This is a genomic window from Variovorax sp. Soil_C_17 (assembly GCF_057657265.1).
Map to the genome: position 1 here is coordinate 1191183 of NZ_JBDGIT010000002.1, position 20885 is coordinate 1212067.

General features: G+C 69.2%; 16 protein-coding genes and 1 pseudogene. 8 read left to right on the forward strand and 9 right to left on the reverse strand.

Annotated elements, in window-relative coordinates; translation table 11 throughout:
• Window positions 1-15 precede the first annotated feature (15 nt).
• From AC3A6Y_RS14145 to AC3A6Y_RS14155, 3 genes are read left to right on the forward strand one after another with little or no spacing between them, the layout of a single operon-like run.
• A complete protein-coding gene (locus tag AC3A6Y_RS14145; RefSeq protein WP_487868851.1) occupies window positions 16-981 on the forward strand; it encodes a protein kinase family protein in 966 nt (321 codons plus the stop codon).
• A 28-nt stretch (window positions 982-1009) separates the two neighbouring features.
• Complete coding sequence (locus AC3A6Y_RS14150) at window positions 1010-1987, forward strand: VWA domain-containing protein (RefSeq protein ID WP_487868852.1); 978 nt, start codon at window positions 1010-1012, stop codon at window positions 1985-1987.
• Between the two features lie 10 nt (window positions 1988-1997).
• On the forward strand, window positions 1998-3338 hold the full coding sequence (locus AC3A6Y_RS14155) for an adenylosuccinate synthetase (RefSeq protein WP_487868853.1): 1341 nt from the start codon (window positions 1998-2000) through the stop codon (window positions 3336-3338).
• Between the two features lie 2 nt (window positions 3339-3340).
• Here AC3A6Y_RS14155 and AC3A6Y_RS14160 read toward each other — a convergent pair whose 3' ends face one another.
• On the reverse strand, window positions 3341-4657 hold the full coding sequence (locus AC3A6Y_RS14160) for a hemolysin family protein (RefSeq protein WP_487868854.1): 1317 nt from the start codon (window positions 4655-4657) through the stop codon (window positions 3341-3343).
• A 26-nt stretch (window positions 4658-4683) separates the two neighbouring features.
• On the opposite strand from AC3A6Y_RS14160, the gene AC3A6Y_RS14165 reads away from it, so the two are divergent.
• Window positions 4684-5526, forward strand: coding sequence for a symmetrical bis(5'-nucleosyl)-tetraphosphatase (locus AC3A6Y_RS14165; RefSeq protein ID WP_487868855.1), 843 nt, complete (start codon window positions 4684-4686; stop codon window positions 5524-5526).
• Between the two features lie 10 nt (window positions 5527-5536).
• Here the strand turns inward: AC3A6Y_RS14165 and AC3A6Y_RS14170 are convergent, their stop codons facing one another.
• From AC3A6Y_RS14170 to guaD, 4 genes are all read right to left on the reverse strand, one after another.
• Window positions 5537-7003, reverse strand: coding sequence for a DEAD/DEAH box helicase (locus AC3A6Y_RS14170; RefSeq protein ID WP_487868856.1), 1467 nt, complete (start codon window positions 7001-7003; stop codon window positions 5537-5539).
• A gap of 121 nt (window positions 7004-7124) precedes the next feature.
• Window positions 7125-8003, reverse strand: a complete 879-nt coding sequence (gene ypfJ, locus AC3A6Y_RS14175; RefSeq protein WP_487868857.1) for a KPN_02809 family neutral zinc metallopeptidase — start codon at window positions 8001-8003, stop codon at window positions 7125-7127.
• Between the two features lie 219 nt (window positions 8004-8222).
• A complete protein-coding gene (dcd, locus tag AC3A6Y_RS14180; RefSeq protein ID WP_106555705.1) occupies window positions 8223-8789 on the reverse strand; it encodes a dCTP deaminase in 567 nt (188 codons plus the stop codon).
• Window positions 8790-8846: 57 nt separating this feature from the next.
• Window positions 8847-10136 carry a guanine deaminase gene (gene guaD / locus AC3A6Y_RS14185; protein WP_487868858.1) on the reverse strand — a complete coding sequence of 430 codons (1290 nt, stop codon included), beginning with the start codon at window positions 10134-10136 and terminating at the stop codon, window positions 8847-8849.
• Between the two features lie 186 nt (window positions 10137-10322).
• Here guaD and AC3A6Y_RS14190 point away from each other — a divergent pair, with 186 nt between their 5' ends.
• Together AC3A6Y_RS14190 and AC3A6Y_RS14195 are read left to right on the forward strand one after the other, a co-directional pair.
• The gene (locus tag AC3A6Y_RS14190) at window positions 10323-11468 is read left to right on the forward strand and encodes a glycosyltransferase family 4 protein (RefSeq protein WP_487868859.1); all 1146 of its coding nucleotides are present in this window, start codon (window positions 10323-10325) and stop codon (window positions 11466-11468) included.
• The gene (locus AC3A6Y_RS14195; RefSeq protein WP_487868860.1) at window positions 11465-12127 is read left to right on the forward strand and encodes an acyltransferase; all 663 of its coding nucleotides are present in this window, start codon (window positions 11465-11467) and stop codon (window positions 12125-12127) included. The genes AC3A6Y_RS14190 and AC3A6Y_RS14195 overlap by 4 nt, the downstream gene beginning before the upstream one ends.
• Window positions 12128-12137: 10 nt before the next feature.
• On the opposite strand, the gene AC3A6Y_RS14200 is transcribed toward AC3A6Y_RS14195, so the two are convergent.
• The 3 genes from AC3A6Y_RS14200 to AC3A6Y_RS14210 form a co-directional block, all read right to left on the reverse strand.
• The gene (locus AC3A6Y_RS14200; RefSeq protein ID WP_487868861.1) at window positions 12138-13226 is read right to left on the reverse strand and encodes a BMP family ABC transporter substrate-binding protein; all 1089 of its coding nucleotides are present in this window, start codon (window positions 13224-13226) and stop codon (window positions 12138-12140) included.
• Window positions 13227-13352: 126 nt separating this feature from the next.
• Window positions 13353-15233: a GspE/PulE family protein gene (locus AC3A6Y_RS14205; RefSeq protein WP_487868862.1), complete on the reverse strand. Its 1881-nt coding sequence runs from the start codon at window positions 15231-15233 to the stop codon at window positions 13353-13355.
• A 114-nt stretch (window positions 15234-15347) separates the two neighbouring features.
• Entirely contained in the window at window positions 15348-18455 is a 3108-nt protein-coding gene (locus tag AC3A6Y_RS14210; RefSeq protein ID WP_487868863.1) for a sensor domain-containing diguanylate cyclase, read from the reverse strand.
• Window positions 18456-18883: 428 nt separating this feature from the next.
• Here AC3A6Y_RS14210 and AC3A6Y_RS14215 point away from each other — a divergent pair, with 428 nt between their 5' ends.
• Entirely contained in the window at window positions 18884-19270 is a 387-nt protein-coding gene (locus AC3A6Y_RS14215; protein ID WP_487868864.1) for a hypothetical protein, read from the forward strand.
• An 87-nt stretch (window positions 19271-19357) separates the two neighbouring features.
• Window positions 19358-19810, forward strand: a pseudogene (locus AC3A6Y_RS14220) (MFS transporter); the annotation flags it as partial.
• Here AC3A6Y_RS14220 and AC3A6Y_RS14225 read toward each other — a convergent pair.
• The gene (locus AC3A6Y_RS14225) at window positions 19811-20821 is read right to left on the reverse strand and encodes a GSU2403 family nucleotidyltransferase fold protein (protein ID WP_487868865.1); all 1011 of its coding nucleotides are present in this window, start codon (window positions 20819-20821) and stop codon (window positions 19811-19813) included.
• Window positions 20822-20885 lie beyond the last annotated feature (64 nt).

A 20885-nucleotide genomic window follows, 5' to 3' on the forward strand; every position in this document is an offset into this window, starting at 1 on the left:
TAGGCTTCGACCCCCATGCCCGCAGTGCTCGCCCTGACCTGCCCCCAATGCTCGGCACCGCTGCCGCGGGCAGCACGCTGGCGGACGGTGAACTGCGAATGGTGCGGCGCCACCGTCGTGCGCGGCGAGCAGACGGTGGCGCGCGAGCGCTTTCGCGCGGCGCTGCAGCGCGCGCAGGCGTACGACGGCGCCGGTCGCCTGCTGCAATGGCGAGGCGCGCGCCATCGCGTGCTGGCCACCCTGGGCGCCGGGGAGCATGCCGACGTGCTGCTGGCCGAGCGGCTCGGCGCCCTGCCGGAACGCGTCACGCTGAAGCTGGCGCGCACGACCCAAGGCGCCGATGCGCTGGCGTGCGAGGCCACGGCGCTCGCGGCCCTGCAATCGCTCGCGATCCCGGGTGCGGCCTACTTCACGCGGCGCCTGCCGCAGCCGCTCGGCATCGGCCTTGCCGAGGGATGGGGGGCGGAAGCCCGTCAGGCGCTGGCGCTGCGCCACCCCACCGGCTTCTGGGGAAGCCTCCAAGCCGTGCGGGAGGCCAACGCCCAAGGCATCGATCCGCGCCATGCGGTCTGGATCTGGCGCCGCATGCTGGACGTGCTGGCCTTCGTGCACGAGGCCGGCTGGACGCACGGCGCACTCGCGCCCGAGCATGCGCTGGTGCATCCGCGCGACCATGGCGTGCTGATCGTCGGCTGGTCGCGCGCGCGGCAGCATGCGGGCACGGCCGCGGCCGCGCGCGACCTGATGCAGTCGGCGTGGACGATCCGGGCCCTGCTGCACGGCCCCGCCGGCGATGCACCCGGATTCGGCACGCACACCCCGGCGCCGCTCGCCGCCGTGCTGCGCGAATGCAGCGAGGACGCACGCGCCTGCGAGCGCCTGGGCGCACGCGGGGTCGAGACCGCCCTGTCGGCGGCGGCGCGCGAATCCTTCGGCGCGCCGCAGTTCGTCCATTTCGACCCGGCGCCGCCGGTCGCCTGAACCGCTTCACCAGGAGAACGAGGACAGCATGGGTTACGGAAACTACTCGCATGCCGCGCACGCGGCGCTCGTGGCGGACCGCGCGACGCGCTCCGGCGCCGAGGTCTTCAGGCAGAGCGCGACGCATGCGCTGATGAACCCGCATGGCCTTCGGGTGCGAGAGTCGCGCGACAACGCCGACCATCCGAATTCGCTGGGCATCGCCTTCGCGCTCGACGTCACCGGCTCGATGGGCGACATCCCGCAGACGCTGGCGCGGCGCGAGCTGCCCACCTTCATGAAGCTGCTGACGGACTGTGGCGTGGCCGATCCGCAGCTGCTGTTCATGGCCATCGGCGACGCGACCTCCGACCAGGCGCCGCTGCAGGTGGGCCAGTACGAGAGCACCGCCGAGCTGATGGACCAGTGGCTCACCTGGAGCTTCCTGGAAGGCGGAGGCGGCGGCAGCGGCTCGGAAAGCTACGAGCTCGCCTTCTACGTGATCGCGCAGCACACCGACCTCGACTGCTGGGTCAAGCGCGGCAAGCGCGGCTACCTGTTCGTGACCGGCGACGAGCTGCCCTACCCGGCCGTCTCCCGCCACCAGGTCGAGGCGCTCATCGGCGAGAAGCTGGACGAGGACATCCCGATCGAGGAGGCGATCGCGGCGGCGGCCGAGACCTGCCACCTGTTCTTCCTGATTCCCGATGCCCAGCGCCGGCGCAACTGCGAGCCGCGCTGGCGCGAGCTGCTGGGCGACCACGTGATCTGCATGGATTCGCCCGACGATGCCTGCGCGGTCGCAGCCGGCATCGTGGAGCTGACCGAGAAGGCGGTGCCGGGCCTCGATGGCCTTGCCCGGGTGATGGGCGCGCACGGCATGCCGCAAGAGCGCGTCAACGCGGTCGCCCATGCGCTCGAAGGCTATGCCGCGCTGCTCGACCCGAACGCGCCGCGGCGCGTACACACCGGCGCCAACGGCCCGGGCACGGCGCGCAGCTCCTGGTGGAAGCGGCTGTTCGGTTGACCCGAGCCGGGTGAGCACGCGCTACGTCTCGCTGCTGGGCCTGGGCTTCGGCGACTGCGGCAAGGGCATCTACACCGATTTCCTGGCCCGTGCATGGGGCGCGCACACGGTGGTGCGCTTCAACGGGGGCGCCCAAGCCGGCCACAACGTGGTGCTGGCGGACGGGCGGCACCACACCTTCTCGCAATTCGGCGCCGGCAGCTTCAATGCCGGCACCTGCACGCTGCTGGCGAGCCCGGTCGTCGTGCATCCGACCGCGCTCCTGGTCGAGCACGAGGCGCTGCGGCACGGCGGCGTGCCCGACGCACTGGCGCGGCTGCGCATCGATGCGCGCTGCCGCGTCACCACGCCCTTCCACCAGGCCGCGGGGCGCTTGCGCGAATGGGCGCGCGGGGCCGCGGCGCACGGCAGCTGCGGCGTGGGGGTGGGCGAAACGGTGCGACAGGCGCTGGCCATGCCGGACACCGCCCTGCGCTACGGCGACCTGGCGCGGCCTTCGCACGCGCTGGAGAAGCTGGAGGCGGTTCGCGAGGCGCTGCGGCGCGAGCTCGACGCGCTGCCGCTGCCGCTGCCGCCCACCGGAGCCGCGGCGCAGGAACGCGCCATGCTGGAGGACCCCACCCTGGCGCGCCGTTGGCTGGCCGCGGTCGAGCCCTGTGTGCGACAAGCGCCGCCCGCGGGCCGCGACGCGATCGCCGCGCAGCTGGCGCGGCCGGGCACCGTGCTCTTCGAAGGGGCGCAGGGCGTGCTGCTCGACGAATGGCGGGGCTTCCATCCGCACACCAGCTGGAGCACGGTCTCCACCGCCGCCGTCGAGGCCGTGCTGGCCGATGCCGGCATCGCCGCGCGCGTGCGGCACCTGGGCGTGCTGCGCAGCTATCTCACGCGCCACGGCCCCGGGCCGCTGCCGACGCAGGATGCCGTGCTCGACCGTCTGGCCGAGCCGCACAACGCCGACGCCGGCTGGCAGGGCCGCTTCCGCCGCGGCCAGCCGGATGCCGTGCTGTGGCGCTACGCGCTCGCGGCCGTGGGCCGGCTCGATGGGCTGGCGGCCAGCCATCTCGATGCGATCGGGCGCACCGGCGGCCTGCGCTGGTGCAGCGCCTACCGGGTGGCCGGCGAGGCCCAGCCCCTGACGGCCTTGCGGCGCAGCGCGGCGCCCGATCTCGCGCACCAGGAAGGCCTGACCCGGCTGCTGACGTCCGCCGAGCCGCTGTACGAGACACCGGCCCTCACGGCGCCGGCGGCGTGGATCGATCGCATCGAGGCCTTGAGCGGCTGTCCGGTGCGCTATGGCGCTTTCGGTCCCGCGGCCGAAGCCGTCCAGGCCTTTCGTCCGCTCGACTTCTGAGGTCAGGCGTCCACGTCGTGCGGGGCCGCGGCGATCGATCGGGCCGTCACCCGGTCGATGCGCTTGCCGTCGAGCGCCACGATCCGGAAGCGCCAGCCCTCGCAATCGATCTCCTCGTCCACCTCGGGCAGGTGGCCGGACACGAAGATCAGCAACCCCGCCACCGTGTTGTAGCGGCCGCGCTCCTCGTCGGGCAGCTCGCGGATGCCCAGGCGCGCGCGCAGCTCGGCCACCGGCATCAGGCCGTCGAGCTCCCACTCGCCGTCGGGCCGCTTGTGGGCCCAGGCATCGGCCTGGGTTTCGGTCTGCAGTTCGCCGGTGATGGCCTCGAGCAGGTCGCCCGGCGTCATCAGGCCCTGCACCACGCCGTACTCGTCGACCACGAACACCATCCGCGCGGCGCGCGCGCGGAACTGCTCGAGCAGCTCCATGCCGGTCAGCGTCTCGGGCACGAAGATCGCCGGCTGCGCCGCTTCCTCGATGGTGCCGGGATGCGCCAGGCCCAGCGCCAGCAGCTTGCCCACGCTGATGGTGCCCACCACGTCGTCCAGCGAGCCCCGGCACACCGCATACCAGGAATGGACTTCGTCGCGCACGGCTTCGGCCGAGACCTTCTGCAGGGCCTGCGCCACCGTGCCGGAGGCCTCCAGCCACTCGATGTCGGCGCGCGGCACCATCAGCGAGCTCAGGCGCCGGTCATCGAGGTGGAACACGTTGCGCACCATCTGGTGCTCGTGCATCTCGATCACGCCGGCATCGACGCCTTCTTCCAGGCTGGCCGAGATCTCTTCCTCGGTCACCATGCGGCCTGCGTTCAGGTCGATGCGCAACAGCTTCAGTGTCGCGGCCGTGGCACCCGAGAGCAGCAGCACGAAGGGCTTGGCGGCGGCGGCCAGCATGTGCATCGGGCGTGCGACGTGGCGTGCCACCGGCTCGGGATAGAGCTGGCCGATGCGCTTGGGCACCAGCTCGCCGAAGATGATGGTGAAGAAGGTGATGCAGCTCACCACCACGGCAGTAGACACGAAGCTGGCCGCCGCCGGGCCCAGGCCCGCGCGCTCCATCCAGGCGGCCAGCGGTCCGGCGAAGGCCGCCTCGCCGACGATGCCGCTCAGCATGCCGATGGAGGTGATGCCGATCTGCACGGTGGAAAGGAATTGCGTGGGCGATTCCATCAGGTCCAGCGCAGCTGCGGCGCCGGCATCTCCCGTCTCGGCCAGGGCGGCCAGGCGCGCGCGGCGGCTGGTGGACAGGGCCATTTCGGACATTGCGAACGCCGCGTTGAGCGTGGTCAGCAAGGCCAGCAGAAATACATCCATGGAGGGGGAGGCGAGAATGGGAACCCATGGCACTCTACCTGATCGGCGATGTGCAGGGCTGCGACGAAGCCCTCGCGCGCCTGCTCGACGACATCGCTTTCTCCCCCAGCCGCGACCAGCTCGTGCTGCTGGGCGACCTGGTCAACCGCGGACCCGATTCATTGGCCGTGCTGCGGCGCTTGCAGCGCATGGGCGGCGCCGCGCAGAGCGTGCTGGGCAACCACGACCTGCACCTGCTGGGCGTGGCCCAGGGCGCGCGCAAGAACGGCCGCAAGGACACACTGGCCGGAGTCCTGGCCGCACCCGACCGCGAGGCCCTGCTGGACTGGCTGCGCCGGCAGCCGATGGCGCTGCACCGCGAGCTCGCCGACGGCGAACTGCTGATGCTGCATGCGGGCGTGCTGCCGCAGTGGAGCCTCGCGGACACGCTGGCGCTGGCGGCCGAGCTCGAATCGGTGCTGCGCGGGCCGGAGCTGACCGAATTCATGCAGAGCATGTACGGCAACGAGCCCGCGCAATGGAGCGATTCGCTCACGGGCAACGCGCGTCTGCGCGTCATCGTCAACGCGCTGACGCGGCTGCGCTTCTGCACTGCAGGGGGGCTGATGGAGTTCGAAGCCAAGGACGGCGCGGATGCCGCGCCCGAAGGCTTCATGCCTTGGTTCGAGGTGCCCGGACGGCGCACGGCGGGCGTCACCATCGCCTGTGGCCATTGGTCGACGCTGGGCTGGGTCTCGCGCCCCGACCTGATCTCCGCGGACACGGGCTGCGTCTGGGGCGGCTGCCTGAGCGCCGTGCGCATGGGCGCGACGAGCGCCGATCGCGAGCTGATCCAGGTGCGCTGCGCGCAGGCGCAGAAGCCGGGCTGAACAGCCTCGCTCAGTTCGGCTGCGGTGCCGCAGCCTTGAACAGCGCGGGCACTTTGCGCTTGCTCTTGATGTTGCTCGAGATGCCGCGCGAGGGTGTCGCCTTGGCGGCGGCCTCCCAGGAGGGCGCGGCCTCGCGCTCGGGGCTTTCGTAAGGCTTTTCGAAGAAGGGATCGCGCGGCGCCGAGGGCGTGCGGTGCGGCCGTGTGTTGCGCCCAAAGCGCGCCTCGCCGTTGCGCTCGCGCGGCTGGTCGAGCACGTCGCGCGCGTCGCCGGCCTCGCCCTCGTCGCGCCAGTGGCGGCGGCCGTCGTTGATGCGGCCGCGCGGGCGGTCCTCGTCGAACTCCACCGGCTCCAGCTCGATCTTCTTCTTGATCAGCTTCTCGATGTCGGCCACCAGCCGCACGTCGTTGCCGCCGCTGGCGAAGCTCACCGCCAGGCCCGAGGCGCCCGCGCGGCCGGTGCGGCCGATGCGGTGCACGTAGTCTTCGGCGTTGAAGGGGATGTCGAAGTTGAAGACCGCAGGCACGTCCTTGATGTCGAGGCCGCGGGCGGCCACGTCGGTGGCCACCAGCAGATCGACCTCCCCGGCCTTGAAGGCGGCCAGGGATTTCAGGCGCTCGTCCTGGCTCTTGTCGCCGTGCAGCGCGGTGGTGTTGAGGCCCTCGCGCTCGAGCGAGCGCGCAAGCCGCGCACAGCCCAGCTTGCTGTTGACGAAGACGAAGGCCTGCTTGAGGCCGCGCTGCCTCAGGATCTGCTTCAGCGCGCGGCGCTTGTCGTCGTCGCTCACGCTGTAGAAATGCTGCTCCACGGTGGAGGCCGTTTCGTTCGGCCGCGCCACCTCGATGGTGACCGGGTTCTGCAGGTAGCTGCCGGCCAGGCGCCGGATCTCGGGCGAGAAGGTGGCCGAGAACAGCAGCGTGATGCGCTGCTTGGGCAGGTACGAGAGGATGCGCTGCAAGTCGGGCAGGAAGCCGATGTCGAGCATGCGGTCGGCCTCGTCGAGCACCACGTACTCGACCTGGTTGAGCACCGCGTTCTTGGCCTCGATGTGATCCAGCAGCCGGCCCGGCGTGGCCACGAGGACCTCGACGCCTTTTTTCAGCTCCAGCGTCTGCGGCTTCATGTCGATGCCGCCGAACACCACCGTGCTGCGCAGGTTGGTGTACTTGGCATAGAGCTTGACCTGCTGCGCCACCTGGTCGGCCAGCTCGCGCGTGGGCAGCAGCACCAGCGCCCGCACCGGGTGGCGCGCCGGCGAGGTCGAGCTGTTCTCGTGCTTGAGCATGCGCTGCAGGAGTGGCAACGAGAAGGCCGCTGTCTTGCCGGTGCCGGTCTGTGCGGCGCCCATCACGTCCTGGCCTGCGAGCACCACCGGAATGGCCTGCTCTTGGATCGGCGTCATGGTCTCGTAGCCCATTTCGGCCACGGCCCGCGCCAAGGGCTCGGCCAGGGAAAGATTGGAGAAGGAACTGGTCATGAACCTTCTATTGTCGCACTGCGGCAAAAAACGGGGATGACAGTGCGGTGACTGGCGGTTTCGCTATGTTTTCAATAGCAACAGACGGCGGCTCGAACGGAGGCTCGAACGGGGGCTCGAACTACAGGCTGCGCGCGGCGAAGGTGTCGCAGTCCTGGACCTTGCCGCTCTTGTAGCCCGCGGCGAACCAGCGCTGGCGCTGCGCGCTGGTGCCGTGGGTGAAGCTGTCGGGCACCACGGCCCGGCCGGCCGAGCGCTGCAGGGCGTCGTCGCCGATCTTCTGCGCGGCATTCATCGCCGCCTCGATGTCGCCCGGGTCCAGCCACTTCTTCGATTCCTGGGAATGGTGCGCCCAGATGCCGGCGAAGCAGTCGGCCTGCAGTTCCACGCGAACGCTCAGCGCATTGTTCTGCGCCTGGCTGAGCCGGCCGCGCATCTGGTCGACCTTGCCGGTGACGCCCAGCTCGTCCTGCACATGGTGGCCCACTTCGTGCGCGATCACGTAGGCCCGGGCGAACTCGCCGGGTGCGCCAAGCTGGCGCGAGAGGGTGTCGTAGAAGGCAAGATCGATGTAGACCTTCTTGTCGCCAGGACAGTAGAAGGGCCCCATGGCCGACTGTCCGGTGCCGCAGGCAGTGGGCGTGGCGCCGCGGAACAGCACCAGGCGGGCGGGCGTGTAGCTGCCGCCGTTCTGGCGGAAGATGTCGCTCCACACCACCTCGGTGTTGCGCAGCACGGTCGAGACGAAGGCGGCCTCGCGGTCGTTGGCCGGCGGCTTCTGGGCCGGGCCCTGCTGCTGCACCTGGGCCGGCGGTTCGCCGCCGCTCATCAGCCCCAGCAAGGTGAGCGGGTTGATGCCGAAGATCCATCCCGCGATCACGGCCACCACGACCGTGCCCAGCCCGACGCTGCGCCCGCCGATCGGCAGGCCGCCGAAGCCCCCGCCCCCGCTGCGGCGGTCCTCGACGTTGTCCGATTGTTCGTTGCCTTCCCATCTCATGACGCTCTCCTTGCCGCCCACCGGCGGCTGCCGCTCCCGATGGTACGCGCGCGCTGTGCAGCATCGCGCCCCGAGGCGCTCATCCTTCCGCGTGGGCACCGCACCCGCATGGCCTGTGCGGCGCGAGCGCGTGCAGGACAGCGCCGCGAAGTCGTCATGTCCACAGAATCATCGAGATGCGGGTGAGGGACGCCCGCGGCGGGATGCGATGCCGGAGGACTATGCCTTGGGCAGGGTCACGCCGCGCTGGCCCTGGTACTTGCCGCCCCGGTCCTTGTAGCTGGTCTCGCAGACCTCGTCGCTCTCGAAGAACAGCACCTGGGCGCAGCCCTCGCCGGCGTAGATCTTGGCCGGCAGCGGGGTGGTGTTGCTGAACTCCAGCGTCACGTAGCCTTCCCACTCCGGCTCGAAGGGCGTGACGTTGACGATGATCCCGCAGCGCGCGTAGGTGCTCTTGCCCAGGCAGATGGTCAGCACGTTGCGAGGGATGCGGAAGTACTCGACCGTGCGCGCCAGCGCGAAGCTGTTGGGCGGGATGATGCAGGAGTCGCCATGGAAGTCGACGAAGCTCTTCTCGTCGAAGTTCTTCGGGTCGACCACCGTGCTGTGGATGTTGGTGAAGACCTTGAACTCGGGCGCGCAGCGAATGTCGTAGCCGTAGCTGGAGGTGCCGTAGCTGATGATGCGGTGGCCGTCCTGCTCGCGGATCTGGCCCGGCTCGAAAGGCTCGATCATGCCGTTCTTCTCGGCCATGCGCCGGATCCACTTGTCGCTCTTGATGCTCATGTCAGGTCCTTCCTAGGGGCCGCTATTCTAGGCAGCGGCTTCACCGACCCGCCGAGCTCAGGCCGGCAGCGCCTGGGAGATCACGGTGCGCTCGACCAGCCGGTCGTCGCCGAGCACGATCAGCGCGAAAAGGAGTTCCTCCAGGCTCTCCGCCCGCGCCGTCTTGCGCGCGAGCATCGGCGTCGCCTTGGGGTCGAGCACCAGGAAGTCGGCCTCGCAGCCCGGCTGCAGGTTGCCGATGGTTCCCTCCAGCCCCAGCGCGCGCGCCGCGCCGCCGGTGTGGCGCCACCACAGCTGCGACGGCGCGATGCTGAGGCCCGGCTTGGTCTGGCCCTCGCGGCCCACGTAGTAGGCGGCCAGCATGGTCGAGAAGGGGCTGAAGCTGGTGCCGCCGCCCACGTCGCTGGCCAGCCCGTAGGCGCAGCCGATGCGGTCGGCCCCCTCGAAGTCGAAGAAGCCGCTGCCCAGGAACAGGTTGCTGGTCGGGCTCACGGCGGCGGCGGTGCCGGTCTCGCGCATCAGGCGGCGGTCGTCGTCGTCGAAATGGATGCAGTGGGCATAGACGGCGCGCTCGCGCATCAGGCCGAAGCCGCGGTAGACATCGAGGTAGGAACGGGCGCCGGGAAAGAGCTCGCGCGCCCACTTCACCTCGTCCTTGTTCTCGGCCACATGCGAATGAATCCAGGTGTCCGGGTACTTCGCGGCCAGCTCGCCCGCGCCGCGCAGCTGCGCGTCGGTGCTGGTGGGGGCGAAGCGCGGCGTGATCGCGTAGCCCAGGCGCTCCACGTCGTGCCATTGGCGGATCAGCGACTCGGTATCGATCAGGCTCTGCTCGGTCTGGTCGCGCACGCCGTCGGGGGAATGGCGGTCCTGCAGCACCTTCCCCGTGATCATGCGCAGACAGCGGCGCTTCGCCGCCTCGAAGAAGGCCTGCACCGAAGCCGGATGCGAGGTCGCGAAGGTCAGGGAGGTCGTGACGCCGTTGCGCAGCAGCTCGTCGAAGAAGACCTCCGCCACCTCGGCCCCATGGGCCGGCTCGGCGAAGCGGCTCTCGGCCGGGAAAGTGTAGTTCTCGAGCCAGGGCAGCAACCCTTCGGAGGGGGCGCCGATGATGTCGGTCTGCGGAAAGTGGATGTGCATGTCCACGAAGCCCGGGGCGATGATGCGGCCCGGCCAGTGGGTGACCGCCACCTCCGGATGCCGCGCGGCGACGCTGCCGAAGGCCCCGGCGTCCACGACCCGCTGCCGCCCGGCGGCATCGGCACCGACGACCAGCAGGCCGTCCTCGTCGAAGACCGGCTGGCCGGCGGCGTCGAATCGCAGAAGGGAGGCACGGTAGGCTTGCATGGGCTGGGAGGGTAAGGCAGGGAGGCCGGTACAGAATGTGCGCGCGCATATGGAGGCTATATGACAGCCCCGCCGGCCATCCCGCCCCCTCCGGGTTGTCCCTGGCGCTAGAACATAATTCTTTTCTTCAACCCCAACAGGAACATCGATGACTTCACGCGACGCAGACCGCCGCGCACGTCCAGCATGAAAGTGCTCCTCATCGGGAACTACGTCCCCGACGGCCAGACCAGCATGCTGGCCTTCAAGCGCGTCCTGGAGCGCGAACTTCCCCAAGCCGGCTGCGAGCTGCGGGTGCTGACGCCCCCGCGTCGCGTGCTGCGGGTCCCCACTTCCTCGCGCCTGTGGAAGTGGCTGGGCTATGTGGACAAATTCATCCTTTTCATTCCCTCGATGGCCCGCCATGTGCGCTGGGCCGACGTGGTGCACGTGACGGACCACTCCAACGGCATGTACATCCCCTGGGTTCGGTCGAAGCCCAACGTGATCACCTGCCACGACGTGATCGCGGTGCAGGCTGCCAAGGGCATGGTGGACGGCTGGGACGTGAGCTGGACCGGCCGCCTGTTCCAGCGGCTGATCGTCAAGGGGCTGGCGGCGGCCGACCTGGTGGCCTGCGTTTCGCACCTGACCCGGCGCGAGCTGCTGGCGCTGGGACTGGCCGAGGAGCCGCGCGTCACCGTGGTGCTCAACGGGCTGAACGACGATTTCCGCCCGGTGCCGCCCGAGGAGGCACGGGGGCTGATCCGGCGCTTCGGCATCTCCACCGACGACAAGTTCCTGATCCACGTCGGCTGGGACCTGGCGCGCAAGAACCGCCGCAAGGTCCTGGAGGCCTTCATCGCGCTGCACGAGCGCGCGGCAGCGAGCGGACGGCCTGCGCCGGCCGAGCAGCTGGTGTTCGTCGGGCCCGAGCTGGTGCCCGAAATGGCCGAGCTGGCGCGCAAGCACGGCGTGGCCGACCGGATCAAGACGGTGCAGAAGGTGTCGCACGAAGAGCTGCGCGCGCTCTATTCCAGCGCGACCGCCCTGCTCTTCCCTTCGCTGCAGGAGGGCTTCGGCTGGCCGGTGATCGAGGCCCAGGCCTGCGGCTGCCCGGTCTTCACCTCCGATCTGGCGCCGATGAACGAGATCGGCGGCGAAGGCGCGGTCTACGTGGACCCCAACGATGCCGAGGCCATGGCCGTCGCCATCGAGGAAGCCGCGCCGCGCTTCGAGCAGATGCGGCGCATGGGCATCGAGAACGCCTCGCACTACTCGGCGCACCGCATGGCCTTGAACTACGTCGCGGCCTACCGGCGCGTGCTCGACGAGCGGAAAGTGCGCCTGTGAGGCGCCTGCTCGGGCTGCTGGTGGTGTTCCTGCCGTGGGCGCTGAAGCGGGCGCTGCTGCGCCGCTTCTGGGGCTACGAAATCGCCGACGGCGCGCGCATCGGGCTTTCCTATGTTTTCCCTGGGCACCTGGTGATGGGCGAAGGGGCCTACATCGGCCACTTCAACGTCGCCATCCATCTGGGCCGTCTCGAGTGCGGCGCGCATTCGGTGATCGACCGCTCGAACTGGATCACCGGCCATCCGCCGGCCGGCGCCCATTTCAAGCACCGCACCGGGCGCGATCCGACGCTCTCGCTGGGCGAGCATGCGGCCATCACCAAGCAGCACATCATCGACTGCACCGACCGCGTCGACATCGGCGCCTTCACCACCATCGCCGGCTACCACTCGCAGCTGATCACGCACGGCATCAATGCGGTGGAAAACCGGCAGGACTGCAAGCCGATCCGCATCGGCGCCTATTGCCTGGTGGGCACGCGGGTGACCGTGCTCGGCGGCGCCGCGCTGCCCGATCGCTCGATGCTGGGGGCCGGGTCCGTGCTGAACAAGGCGCACGGGGAGGAATTCGCGGTGTATGCGGGGTCGCCGGCGGTACAGGTGAAGAAGCTCGATCCCGAGGCGGCGTACTTTCATCGGGAGCGTGGGTTCGTGCATTGAGCGCCAGGCTTCACCGCGCGATCCGCCCCTGCACCCCCTCCACCAGCCAGTCCATCATGAGGATCTGGTCGTCGCGCAGCCCCGTGCCCTTGGCGATGACCATCTTGCCCTCGTTGTCGCGCACGTCCTGCGCCGCGCGGAAAACCTGCAGCTTGCCGCTGGCGATGTCTTGCTGGCGCGCCAGGACCTCGTCCTGCACGGCCTTGGGCACCTTGGGGCCGAAATCGCCGACGCGGATCATCCCTTCCCTCACGCCGCCCCAGACGCTGACCGGCTTCCAGGTGCCGTCGAGCACCGCTTGCGCGCGCTGCGTGTAGTAGCGGCCCCATTGGTGGGTGACGGCGACGATCTGCGCATCGGGCGCGACCTTGCGCATGTCGGAGTGGTAGGCGACGGCCATCTTGCCGCGCTCCTGCGCCGCGGCCATCACGGCGGTGGAACCGGTATGGAAGGCGATCACGTCCACGTCCTGGTTGAAGAGGGTCATCGCGGCGTCGCGCTCCCTCGGCGGATCGAACCAGGCGTCGAGCCACACCACCAAGACCCGCGCCTTCGGGTCGACCGAACGCATGCCCAGCGTGAAGGCGTTGATGCCCTGCAGCACCTCCGGGATCGGGAAGCCCGCCACGTAGCCGGCGACATGGGTCTTGCTCATGCGCCCGGCCGCGATCCCGGCCAGGTAGCGGCCCTGGTAGTAGCGGGCGTTGGCGGTCGCGACGTTGGGCGCCGGCTTGTAGCCGGTGATGGACTCGAACTTCACGTCGGGGAAGTCGCGCGCCACCTTGAGCGTGGGCTCCATGTAGCCGAAGCTGGGCGTGAAGATCAGCTTGTGGCCCTGCTGCGCCAGATCGCGGATCACGCGCTCCGCATCGGGTCCCTCGGGCACGTTCTCGACGAAAGTGGTCTTCACCTTGCCGGCCAGCGCCGACTCGACGGCCTTGCGGCCCTCCTCGTGCTGCCGCACCCAGCCGGCATCGGTGACGGGCGCGACGTACACGAAGCCGATCTTGAGCGGGTCCGCCCCGGCGACGGACTGCGAAAACGAAGGCGATATGAAAAAACAGGCGGCCGCGAACGCGGCAGCGAGGTTTTTGTACATGGTGTTCCTCTACATGGCCCCGGACAAAAAATGGGCGCTGCGGGGCAGCAGCGCCGGCGCCTATTTTACCGGCGGCTCTTCCGCGACCGGGGCACGCGGGGCTGGGGCGGGCTCCGCCCCGCGCATTCAGACGTTGCTGGTCGCGCGCACTTCGTCGATCGTCGTCTCCCCTGACAGGACCTTGGCGATGCCGTCCTGGCGCAGGGTGCGCATGCCCTCGCGCAACGCCGCCTGCTGAATCTCTTCGGCGCGGGCGCCGCCTTGCACCAGGCGGCGCAGCCCCTTGGACATCAGCATCAGCTCGTGGATGCCGACGCGCCCCCTGAAGCCGGTGTCCTTGCACTGCTTGCAGCCGGCGCTCGAGAAGCTCATGAGCCTCCCGTCGCGGGCATGGCGGCGCTCCCATGAAGCAACCACCCCCTCGCGATCGGACGGCGAGGCCTTCACCGCGTAGGCATTCAGGTAGTCGGACACCAGCTCGTCGATTTCCTCCGGCGTCAGCGGGCGGCTGCTGATGCAGTGGGTGCACAGGCGGCGCACCAGCCGCTGCGCCAGCACGCCGAGCAGCGAGTCCGCGAAATTGAAAGGGTCCATGCCCATGTCGAGCAGCCGCGTCACGGTCTCGGGCGCGCTGTTGGTGTGCAGCGTCGACAGCACGAGGTGGCCGGTCAGCGAGGCCTCGATCGCCATCTTCGCGGTCTCCTCGTCGCGGATCTCGCCGACCATGATCACGTCCGGATCGGCGCGAACGAAGGCGCGCAGCGCCTTGGCGAAGGTCCAGTCGATGCGGGGGTTGATCTGCACCTGCCGCAGGCCCGCCTGCGTGATCTCGATGGGGTCTTCGGCGGTCCAGATCTTGCGCTCGGGCGTATTGAGGTGCATGAGTGCCGAGTGCAGGGTCGTCGTCTTGCCCGAGCCGGTCGGCCCGACGCACAGCACCATGCCGTAGGGGCGCTCGATGGCCTCGGTGAGCCGCGCCAGGTTGCGCCCCGACAGCCCCAGCGCATCCAGCGCGATCGGCTTGGCCGATGCCAGGATGCGCATCACCACGTCTTCCAGCCCGCCGGTGGTCGGGATGGTCGCCACGCGCAGCTCGATGCGGTGCTGGGGCGAGAACTTGGCGAAGTTGATCTTGCCGTCCTGGGGCTTGCGCTTCTCGCTGATGTCGAGGTCGCACATGATCTTCACGCGCGCGACGATCGCGTTGCGGTAGCTGGGCGGCAGCTCCAGGTAGGTGTAGAGCCGCCCGTCGCGGCGAAACCGGATGCGGGTCTTCTCGCGCCCGGGGTAGCTCTCGATGTGGATGTCCGACACGCCCTCGCGGTGCGCTTCCTGGATCATGCTGTTGATCATCCGCACCAGCGAGTTGTCCGACTGCTCGATCGGCGCGTCCTCGTCGGCCGGGGGGCGAACCTCTTTTTCGAGGGTTTCCAGCAGCTCGCTGGTGCCCGCCAGGTCGAAATCGATGCTCATCGCGTCTGTCGCCGAGCGCCCCTCCGCCTGTGCACCGATCTTCTCGTACGCCTTCTGCAGCACCTGGTCCAGGTCGCGGCACTGGCCGATCACCGGCACCACCTTCATCTGGCCGATGAACTCCACCTCGTCGATGGCCGCGTGCCGGCTCGCCGGGTCATCGAGCGCGAGCACGAGGCGGCCCTCGTGGATCATCAGCGGCATCACCTGCAGGCGCCGCGCCACGCCATGGCCGATCTTGCGCAAAGCCTCGGCCGCGGGCGGGAACAGGTGCAGGTTGACCAGCGGGTAGCCCATCTTGCGCACCAGCGCGAGCTGCAGTTGCGAGCGGCTCACCACGCCCATGCGCACCAGCGTCTCGCCCAGCGGCACGCTGCGGTCGAGCTGCTGCTGCGCCAGCGCGGCCTCCAGCTGCTCTTGCGTGACCATGCCCAGCGAGACCAGCGCCTGGCCGATGCGCATGATCGGCATGCGGCCCTGGGCCTCCAGTTCCTTCAACAACTGATCCGGCGTGACGACTTCCGCAGACGACATGGCTTGGGCCTCTCTTGTCGGGTTTTTCTCGAGGAGCTCCAGGGCTCCCACCGGCGATTTCAGCACAGCTGCGCGCCCGCACGAGGAGGGCTTTCGCCTTCACTACGAAAGTACTCAGCCTGAAGCAAAGGCGAAGGTGTTGCGCCCCGCCGCCTTCGCAGCGTAGAGCCCGGCATCCGCGCGCGCCAGCAGCTCGGACGGCGTGACGGCCGCATCGGAGGGCGCATGGAAGGCGACGCCGATGCTGGTCGTGACCTCCAGTTCCCGGCCGTCGATCCGGAAGGCAGGCGTGTGGATGTGCGCGACGATTTTGCGGGCAACGGACGCGGCGGCCTCCTGCGCATCCAGGTTCTGCAGCACGATCACGAACTCGTCGCCGGCCAGCCGCGCCACGGTGTCGGTGCTGCGCACGCCGTCCTTCAGGCGCCGGGCGAACTCGGCCAGCACGCCGTCGCCCACGGCATGGCCCAGCGTGTCGTTGATGCTCTTGAAATGGTCGATGTCGAGGAACATCAGGGCGAGCGCGCATCCCGTGCCATCGGCCCGCGCGATGGCTGCCGGCAGCAGCTCGTTGAAGGCCAGCCGGTTCGGCAGGCCCGTCAGGGTGTCCACCCGCGCCAGCTCGATCAGCTTGCGCTCCACCGCCTTCAGCGCAGTGATGTCCAGGCTGAGCGAGAAGATGCCGTGCGTCTCGCCGTCGGGGCCGATGTCGGGCACGTAGATGATGTGGGTGACGCGATCGAAATCGCCCTTCCTGGTCGCGGCCTCGAACTCGACGCGCTCGCCCGCCAGCGCGCGCTCGATCATGGCCCTGCGGGACTGGTACAGCTCGGGCCCTGCGACGTCGCGGATATGGAGTCCCACCAGCTTGGCGGGATCGAGCCCCAGCCACTCGCGATAGGTGCCGTTCGCGAAGGTGATCTTCTGCTCGCGGTCGATGTAGGTGATCAGCGCCGGCATGTTGTCGGTGATGGTGCGCAGGCGCATCTCGCTCTCGGCCCGGCGCAGCTCCGCCTCCTTCAGCGCGGTGATGTTGAAGGTCATCACGTAGAAGCCGAGAACCCGTCCCTGCAGGTCCTTGTCGGGAATCAGGTTCACCTGGAAATGCCCGGGCTCGCCGTGCAGCGGCGCCTCGACCGGGAAGCGCGCCGCCTCTCCCGCCAGCACCTTCGGAATAAAGGGCAGGTGCTGCGCGTACACCGCCTCGCCCACTGCGGAGCGCAGGGTCACGCCGTCGAGCCGGCCATCGCCGATGCCGGCCATCTGCCGTGCCCGGCTGTTGCCGTAGAGGCAGTTCTGGTCGCGATCGAAATACCCCACCAGCGCCGGAATGCTGTCGGTGACGTCGCGCAGCCGCTTCTCCTGCTCGCCCAGGGCCTTGCGGATGTTGACCTCCTCGGTGATGTCGAAGGTCATGGTGAACACACCCTGAACCATGCCGACGTCGTCCAGGTCGGGGATGTAGTGGGCCTTGTAGGTCCGCTCGGCGATGCCGAGCATCGCATCGCCGGCCTCCTCGACGATCACGGTCTCTCCCGCGAGCGCACGCCGGTAGCAGGGCTCCACGCGCGCGAAGTCCGCGGCGCCGCGCTTCTGCGGCATCGACTTGCCGACCATCGCATCGTCCTGGTGCAGTGCCCTGACCTTGGCATTGACGAAGGTGTAGTGCAGCGAGGCGTCCACTCGCGAGACCAGCGCGGGGATGTTGTCGGCAATGGTGCGGATCTGCGCCTCGCTGTGCGCAAGGCTGAGCTCGGTGCGCTTGCGCTCCGTCACGTCGGAGGTCATCGCGTAGTAGCCGCGCACCGCGCCCGCCCGGTCCAGGTCGGGGATCAGCTCCGTCTGGAAGAAATGGGGTTCCTCGCCGCGCCGGATGGAACCCCGGCGCTCGAAGGTCACCGGCTCGCCGGCCAGCACCCGCCGAAGGTAGCGCTCGGGGATGGCGCTCTGCTCGGCGCCATGCGCATCCCGCGCGGGCTGGCCGATCAGTTCGGCCGCGCTGCGGCCCAGCTTCTCGCACAGGCGCGCGTTCACGAAGGTGTAGCGCCCCTGTGCGTCCGCGTGCGACACCATCGCCGGCAGGTTGTCCGTGATGTCGCGCAGGAACTTTTCGCTGGCTCGCCGCTGCTGCATCAGCTCGTCGAAGGTTCGCCACAGGTCGCCGATCTCGTCGCGGGCATAGGCGCCGGGCGTCGCCACCTCTTCCGGCGCGGCCTGGGCATCGCGCATGCGCCGATGCAGGTGCGACAACGGCTGCAGCTGCCCCCGCACCAGGGCCAGCGCGGCGGCCCCCGCCAGCACGGCCAGCACGAAGGCCCCGCCCCAGGCCACGCGCTCGATGGCATCGATTTGCGCGAAAGCCTCGTTGCGCGGATAGACCGAGCCCAAGATCCAGCCGGCCTGCCGAATGCGCTTGAATGCGTAGAGGGCCTGCGCCCCGTCGAGGTCCAGTCCTTCGCTGGTGCCTTCGAAGCCCGCGATCGCGCGCTGGATCTCGGTGTCAGCGGCACTGTCGGCGCCGGCGCGATTCAGCACGAGCGCCGCTCGCGGATGATCGATCACGACACCGTCCGCGGAAAGAATGAAGAGGTAGCCGGTCTTGCCGAACTTGACGTCGGCCAGATCTCCCAGGATGTTGCGATTCTGCAGGTTGATGGAGCCCCAGACCACGTAGCGCAGGCGCCCGGCCGCGTCCTGAACCGGCTGCGTGATGGCCACCTGGGCCAGGCCGCTGATCCGGTTGCGGTACGGCTGCGAGATGACGCCGGCGCCGGTGGAGACGGTGTCCGCGAAGTACGAACGGTCCCGAACGTTCAAGCGGCCGATCTGCTGCGCCCCGTTCAGGTTGGCGACGATCTCGCCGCCGAGATCGATGAGCGCGACGTTGTCGAAGGCCTCGCGCAGCGACTGGTGTTGTTCCAGCAGGCCCTGCAGCGGCGCGGCGTTCGGGAAGTCGTGCGACTTCACGCTGTCGGCAAAGGTCTTCAGCAAGGTCCGCCGCCCGATGAACTTCTGGTCGACCGCTTCGGCGATGGCGGAGACGCGCGCCAACTCCTCGCCGGCGATCGACGCCTCCATGCTGGCCTTGACGAGATGCAAGGCGACGGTGGCGATCGCGAAGGTCGCCGCCAGCACCACCGCGGCCACGGCGGCGCTCAAACGCGTGTTCAGGCTGATGCGGATGTTGCGGAGACCTGGCGACTTCATCAGGATGGGCAGCATAAGCCAGTCCGGCGGACCGCCCGCCGGCCGGCCCGGCGGGAAAGCCCGAGACCACGCGCACGCCGGACGTGGCCCCAGCGGTCCAGCACGCGGTAGAAGAATGTGGTGTCACAGGGCCCGCCCTGCGGCCACAGCGCGGCTGATCGAGCGCCAGCTGCAGCGTGCCCACGATGCCGGTGGCGTCTTCGGCCAACAGCAGCACGCGCTCGCCGCCGGCCGTGCTTTCGAAGAAAGCTCCACCCTATCGGATGGGAGGTCAAGCCTGGGCGCAGCCCGGCGTCGCGCGGCCGCCACCGCATTGGTGCGAATGCGCAACTCCGCGTGCGCTCCGGGCAATAGTTCACGCCCATGCCATGCGTGCGTCGCGATGCAGCAGTACGATGCAGACGACGAACCCCTCAGCGTTCGTGAAGCGGCAGGCAGGTCCTATGAAAGCGCGTGTTGAACTGGGAGCATTTCTAACGGCATCGGTCATCGGCATCTCCCTGCCGGTGCATGCGCAGACCACGCGACAGTTCGCTGCGCCGACCGCCGCCGAGCAGCAGGAGGCCGACTACCGCGTGATCGCGGCACGCTGCGGCACCCCGGCCTTCGAAAAAGGCTTCTTCAAGAGCTCCAGGGCGGCCGTCGCGGCCGGGCTGGTCAACAAGCACCGGATGCCGGCCGATGTCGAAAAGTCGGTCGAGGCGCTGCGGCGCAGTCCCTTCGTGCTGGTGGCCAGCAACGCGGACTGCCCGAACCAGCTGGCGCAGCTCAAGGAACTGCAAAAGACACGCCAGGCAGCAAGCCACGCCGGCCGCGGGCGCAGGCCGTAGAACTCTGGGCCCCGGTGCCGGTCCACGCGCCGCGCGGCGCCCACACCGGGCGCGATCTGGTGGCATTGCGCGCCGGATTCGCCGCGCTCTATGGCGATGCGCGTCTGGAGCGGGCGATGGACCGACCGCCGCCGGAACCGCCCAGCCTACCTGCGCGCCTGCAGCGCGATCGGCGTGCTGCTGTTCGCCGGGCTCGGCCTGGCTTCGCTCGCGAAGCTCGGCGCTGATTTGGCGACCGGACAGGTGCTGCTGATGCTGCTGATGGCCGCAAGCGGCATCTGCCTCTCGGCCTGGCACGGCGTGGCCTACACCGAGCTCGCGGTGCGCGCGGGCGCCGCCCGCGCCGGCACCGCGCTGGGCATGGCGAACACCAGCGTGTTCGGGGTGTGCTTGCTCACGCCGCTGGCGATCCCGCATTTGCAGGGCTTGCAAGGCTGGCCGCTGGTCTGGTTCGCGGCGAGTGGCTGCGCCCTGCTCGCGCTGCCGCTGCTCGCGCCGGCGCAGGAGGGCCGGCGTCAGCCGCGCGCGCAGGCCCTTTGACTACCCGAGGAGTGCTTCGAACTGTTCGAGCGCCTGGGGATGGGCCCGCAAGGCGCGGCGCAACGCAGGCAGCCGCTTCTTCACGGCCTGGCGCAGGACGGGGGGCGCATCGGCGAACGAATCGGACAGCACTTCGTCGTGCTGCTCGACCAGGACCGCCGCCAGAGTCGCTGCCTGCACCAGGTCCTTCTCTGCCTTCTCGGGAAAGCTCTGCCGCGATGTGCTCGAGAAGAGCTTGTGCCAGACGAATCGTTCGGGTTGCGGGAGCACGAGCGGAATGCAATGCCCTCCGGCAAGGAGCGCCGCCTGCCGAGGCTGCGCCAGAAGATAGGCGTACTGAGGCACGGTCTGGGCGTTCCACATCAGCTGGGGGATCGGAACGGTCTTTCCCAGGCTGTCGCCGTGCGTCAGCACATCGACCCTCAGGCCATCGCGCCCTTTTTGCTTGACCGAGGTGGATGGCGACTGGCTGGGCATGCCGGGTACAGGTGCGAAGTCGAGGCGGGTCGCGTCCATCGCCTCGAGAAAGGACGCCGGCAAGGCCAGGGTCAGCTTCTGCCGCGTCGCAAGATCGATGTCCTGCGTCCGTGCGGAAACCGCCTTGGCGCCGAGTTCGTTGAGCCAAGCCATGTAGCACAGCGTCCCCACCAGCGTCACGCCCGAGCGCAGGATGCCCCTGTTGTGAAGCTCGACCATGACACTGGCGACGCCCTTGTCGGCCACCTGGAACCGGAGCTTGCGAAGATCGCGGACCTGGGCTGCGGCCCATTGAGCGAACTCGATCTGGCGTTCGACGCTTTCCAGCGTCTCGATGTCTCCGTCCCTGCCAATCAGTTGCTCGGCCTGCCGGCCCGGGAAAGGGTAGTAGACCCTGTACCAATACCCATATCCTGTGCCTTCCCGCCTGACCAAGGTCCCGGGCGTTCCGTAGAGCAGGCTGCCGGCGGCGCCGGCACGCTCCTTCAGCTCGGCGTACTGCGTCCGGAAAGCCAGCTCTTGGGGGCGATACAAAGTATGCGGCGACATGAAAAAGTTACCCAACAAAAAGCAATTTTATTGGGTAAATCCCAACGCA

Bases quoted from the DNA above. Each gene is read 5' to 3' on its own strand.
- AC3A6Y_RS14145 (WP_487868851.1), top strand. From the start codon at position 16: ATGCCCGCAGTGCTCGCCCTGACCTGCCCCCAATGCTCGGCACCGCTG.
- AC3A6Y_RS14215 (WP_487868864.1), top strand. From the start codon at position 18,884: ATGAAAGCGCGTGTTGAACTGGGAGCATTTCTAACGGCATCGGTCATC.
- guaD (WP_487868858.1), bottom strand. From the start codon at position 10,136: ATGCAAGCCTACCGTGCCTCCCTTCTGCGATTCGACGCCGCCGGCCAG.
- AC3A6Y_RS14165 (WP_487868855.1), top strand. From the start codon at position 4,684: ATGGCACTCTACCTGATCGGCGATGTGCAGGGCTGCGACGAAGCCCTC.
- dcd (WP_106555705.1), bottom strand. From the start codon at position 8,789: ATGAGCATCAAGAGCGACAAGTGGATCCGGCGCATGGCCGAGAAGAAC.
- AC3A6Y_RS14205 (WP_487868862.1), bottom strand. From the start codon at position 15,233: ATGTCGTCTGCGGAAGTCGTCACGCCGGATCAGTTGTTGAAGGAACTG.
- AC3A6Y_RS14160 (WP_487868854.1), bottom strand. From the start codon at position 4,657: ATGGATGTATTTCTGCTGGCCTTGCTGACCACGCTCAACGCGGCGTTC.
- AC3A6Y_RS14210 (WP_487868863.1), bottom strand. From the start codon at position 18,455: ATGCTGCCCATCCTGATGAAGTCGCCAGGTCTCCGCAACATCCGCATC.
- AC3A6Y_RS14150 (WP_487868852.1), top strand. From the start codon at position 1,010: ATGGGTTACGGAAACTACTCGCATGCCGCGCACGCGGCGCTCGTGGCG.
- AC3A6Y_RS14200 (WP_487868861.1), bottom strand. From the start codon at position 13,226: ATGTACAAAAACCTCGCTGCCGCGTTCGCGGCCGCCTGTTTTTTCATA.
- ypfJ (WP_487868857.1), bottom strand. From the start codon at position 8,003: ATGAGATGGGAAGGCAACGAACAATCGGACAACGTCGAGGACCGCCGC.
- AC3A6Y_RS14170 (WP_487868856.1), bottom strand. From the start codon at position 7,003: ATGACCAGTTCCTTCTCCAATCTTTCCCTGGCCGAGCCCTTGGCGCGG.
- AC3A6Y_RS14190 (WP_487868859.1), top strand. From the start codon at position 10,323: ATGAAAGTGCTCCTCATCGGGAACTACGTCCCCGACGGCCAGACCAGC.